This is a genomic window from Lactococcus cremoris subsp. cremoris NBRC 100676 (genome assembly GCF_001591705.1).
Classification (GTDB): domain Bacteria; phylum Bacillota; class Bacilli; order Lactobacillales; family Streptococcaceae; genus Lactococcus; species Lactococcus cremoris.
In genome coordinates this window covers 1-3,617 of sequence record NZ_BCVK01000094.1, presented here as the reverse complement: position 1 = coordinate 3,617, position 3,617 = coordinate 1, and the positions used below count along the sequence as shown (strand labels likewise).

General features: G+C 35.0%; 3 protein-coding genes. All 3 read left to right on the top strand.

The genetic code is table 11. From position 1 onward, the window contains the following. Positions 1–420: 420 nt before the first annotated feature. The 3 genes from LLA01S_RS11685 to LLA01S_RS11675 all read left to right on the top strand — a co-directional run bounded on the left by LLA01S_RS11685 (position 421) and on the right by LLA01S_RS11675 (position 3,526). The gene (locus LLA01S_RS11685) at positions 421–1,254 is read left to right on the top strand and encodes an SDR family NAD(P)-dependent oxidoreductase (RefSeq protein ID WP_011675135.1); all 834 of its coding nucleotides are present in this window, start codon (positions 421–423) and stop codon (positions 1,252–1,254) included. A 252-nt stretch (positions 1,255–1,506) separates the two neighbouring features. Beyond that, positions 1,507–2,787, top strand: a complete 1,281-nt coding sequence (locus LLA01S_RS11680; protein WP_021036527.1) for an O-acetylhomoserine aminocarboxypropyltransferase/cysteine synthase family protein — start codon at positions 1,507–1,509, stop codon at positions 2,785–2,787. 256 nt (positions 2,788–3,043) lie between these two features. Then, on the top strand, positions 3,044–3,526 hold the full coding sequence (locus LLA01S_RS11675) for a hypothetical protein (RefSeq protein WP_021165969.1): 483 nt from the start codon (positions 3,044–3,046) through the stop codon (positions 3,524–3,526). Positions 3,527–3,617 lie beyond the last annotated feature (91 nt).

Here is a 3,617-nt window from a genome sequence, read left to right as displayed (position 1 = left end):
TTGTTAAAATCAGCATCACTGGAACCAGAGACTTTAAGATATTCTATCGCGTATCAAGTCATGCCTAAATAATCAACTAGCAATTCGGGTTTATAAATTACATATTGAAAGACAGAAATAAAAGAACCAACTTAATCAAACGTAATGACTGCTTACTATTCTTCTATGAATAATCCGGGAAAACAAACGAAGAAAAGGGTTTCTAAAAATACACAAACATTTTCTTTTTCATTTAAGTTTCATTTCAGCATTATAACGTATAATAGTTTCCATACTCCTAAATAAACTTTTTTCATAAATACTCCTAAAACTTCCGTTTACTCCGCGGAAGTTTTTTTAGCCTTTGATTTACTAAAGTGGTATAATTATTTTTAAAATTAGAGAAACAAACAAAGGAAGAATTGAAAGGATAGTAAAGAGATGACACAAAAAACTGTTGCAATTACTGGTGCTTCAAACGGAATGGGCTTTGAAGCTACTAAACTTTTTGCCAAACGTGGTTGGAAAGTTTATGCAGGGGCGCGTAGAGTTGACAAAATTCCCCAAGATGGTGAAAAAATTAGAGCGATTAAACTTGACGTTACAGACTCTGACTCCAATAAAGCCTTTGTTAAACAAATTTTAGATGAAGCAGGCCATATTGATGTGCTCATCAATAATGCTGGTTATGGAGAATATGGGCCAGCCGAAGAAATCCCAATGGATAAGATTCGTAAGCAGTTTGAAACTAACTTTTTTGGAGCTGTTGAATTAACTCAACTCATCTTACCAACGATGAGAGCCCAAAATTATGGACGCATTGTTAATATTTCATCTATTGGTGGCGATGTCTATATGCCACTTGGTGCCTACTATCATGCTACAAAAGCAGCCCTTCAACAATGGTCAGATGTTTTGGACCTCGAAGTTGCTCAATTTGGTATTCGTTCCGTTTGTGTACAACCGGGAGGAACTCAATCAAGCTGGGGAAATATCGCACTAGAAAATTCCAAAAAGAACATGAGTGAAAATTCGGCTTATCAACCTCTTGTGAATTCCGTTGCTTCTGGACTTGACCGTTTTATGAAAAATAGTGCCAAGGCTTCTGACTTAGCCGAAGTTTTTTATAAAGCAGCAACGGAGCTCAAACCAAGTCTTCGATATCTTCACGCCTTTGGTGATAAATTCATGGTGAATGTGGCTCGTAGACATCCCAAAATTTTCCGAAAAGCCCTACTTATAACTATGCGCTATTTTGAAAAACATAATCATTAATAAAAAAACAGCTCTTGGAGCTGTTTTTTTATTATCTCTTTAATTTCCAAGCTTTTTTCTACTTTTAAAAGTTCTATCAGTACTATTTAAAAATTCTATAACCAGAATTTTCTGAATCTCTTATAATGATAATAAGTTTTATAGCACAAAGGAGAAAGCTATGGTACAAGAATTGCTGACGAATAATCAACGAATGTGATCAATAAGTATTTTAAATTCTAATCTTAAACTTTTCAAATAGGAGAAAAAAATATGACTGATCATAATTATAAATTTGATACATTGCAAGTTCATGCGGGACAAGAGCCTGATCCAGTTACAGGAGCACGCGCTGTTCCACTTTACCAAACCACTTCTTTTGTCTTTAACAATTCAGATCATGCTGAGGCACGATTTGCTCTACAAGACCCAGGGGCCATATACTCACGTTTGGGTAATCCAACTAATGATGTTTTTGAAGCACGCATCGCAGCTCTTGAGGGTGGGAGTGCAGCCCTTGGTGTTGGTTCTGGCTCAGCAGCCATCACTTATGCTATCTTAAATATCGCAACTGTCGGAGACAATATCGTTTCTGCAAGTACACTCTATGGTGGAACTTACCATCTCTTTTCTGGGACTTTACCAAAATACGGAATTACAACTAAATTTGTTAATCCAGATGACCCGAAGAATTTTGAAGAGGCGATTGATGAAAAGACCAAAGCTATTTATTATGAAACGCTAGGTAACCCTGGAAATAACGTCATTGATTATGATGCTGTTGGTGCAATCGCTAAAAAACATGGCATTCCTGTCATTGTTGATGCCACATTTACTACTCCTGTAACCTTTAAACCTTTTGAACACGGTGCTAATGTAATTGTTCACTCTGCAACAAAATTTATTGGTGGTCACGGAACTTCTATTGGCGGGGTAATTGTTGATGGTGGAAACTTTGATTGGGCCAATGGGAAATTTCCTGATTTTACACAAGCCGATGAAAGCTACAATGGCATTAAATTCGCCGAATTGGGTGAAATTGCTTTTGTAACAAGAATCCGAGCTATTTTACTAAGAGATACGGGGGCAGCCCTTTCACCTTTTCATTCTTGGCTTTTCTTGCAAGGACTCGAAACACTTTCACTTCGTGTTGAACGTCATATTGCCAATACTAAAAAGATTGTAGATTTCTTAGACAAACACCCAAAAGTTGAACTTGTAAATCACCCTCTACTTGAATCTAATGCTTACCATGCGCTTTATCAAAAATATTATCCGAAAGATGCTGGCTCTATCTTTACCTTTGAACTCAAGGATAAAGATGAGAAAAAAGCGAGAGACCTGATTGACCATCTCGAAATTTTCTCCCTTTTGGCCAATGTTGGAGATACAAAATCACTTGCTATTCATCCTGCTTCAACCACTCACCAACAACTCAATGATGAAGAACTTGCTAGTGCAGGAATTTCTAAAGGAACAATTCGTTTGTCAGTCGGCATTGAAGATGTGACTGATTTGATAGCGGATTTAGAACAAGCATTGGAAAAAATATAAAAAAATGAGCGGTAACCAGCCGCTCATCTTTTATTTAGGAGTAAACTTTTATGAAAAATTTTATTGGAATAAGTATATTATATTGAAACTCACTTAATTTTTACTAAAATTGGGATAAACTGAAACTTGATTTTGTATATTCGATATTTTACAGACTAATATTAGAATTCGGTGCTTCTTGATGTTTATATCATTTGTTCTAGTCATCATATAATCAAAACAAATGTTTACTGATAATAAGAATTAGAGGTTGATGATGACTGATAATAAACAAAAAAACATAATTAAACTTTGGCAGATTTGTCTGGTCTTCCTTTTTTGGATTGGAGCAATGTTTTTACCTGCTACAATCAATCAAATAAAATTCGGTACTAATTTTGATTTAGCAAAAAGTCGCGAAAATTATTTTTTCTATCTTTGGGTGCAAAAACCAGTGACGAGTACCCTCCTAATTTTATTACTTCTTTGGATAATCTTGTCTTGTTTACGAAAATGGAAAATTACTCCCTTTCTCTCTTTTAGCTTTATGCTTCTTTATATTTATGACTTGTTTTTAGAATTCGTTCTAGGAAGAATATTTGTTGGTGTTTCCTTAAAATTGGCCCTATCGCCAGAAACTTTTATAGGACTTTGGCGTACGCTAGGTTTAGGATTCTTTTTGACAAGTCTTTTAGGAAGTTGCTTTTCAATCCTACTCTTTGTTTATCTTATGAATCTTTCAAGTCTACAAAAAAGTTGAAATAGAATAAAAAAATGAGCGGTAACCAGCCGCTCATTTTTTGTTTAGGAGTAAACTTTTATGAAAAATTTTATTGGAATAAATATAGTAT

Bases quoted from the DNA above. Each gene is read 5' to 3' on its own strand.
- LLA01S_RS11685 (WP_011675135.1), top strand. From the start codon at position 421: ATGACACAAAAAACTGTTGCAATTACTGGTGCTTCAAACGGAATGGGC.
- LLA01S_RS11675 (WP_021165969.1), top strand. From the start codon at position 3,044: ATGACTGATAATAAACAAAAAAACATAATTAAACTTTGGCAGATTTGT.
- LLA01S_RS11680 (WP_021036527.1), top strand. From the start codon at position 1,507: ATGACTGATCATAATTATAAATTTGATACATTGCAAGTTCATGCGGGA.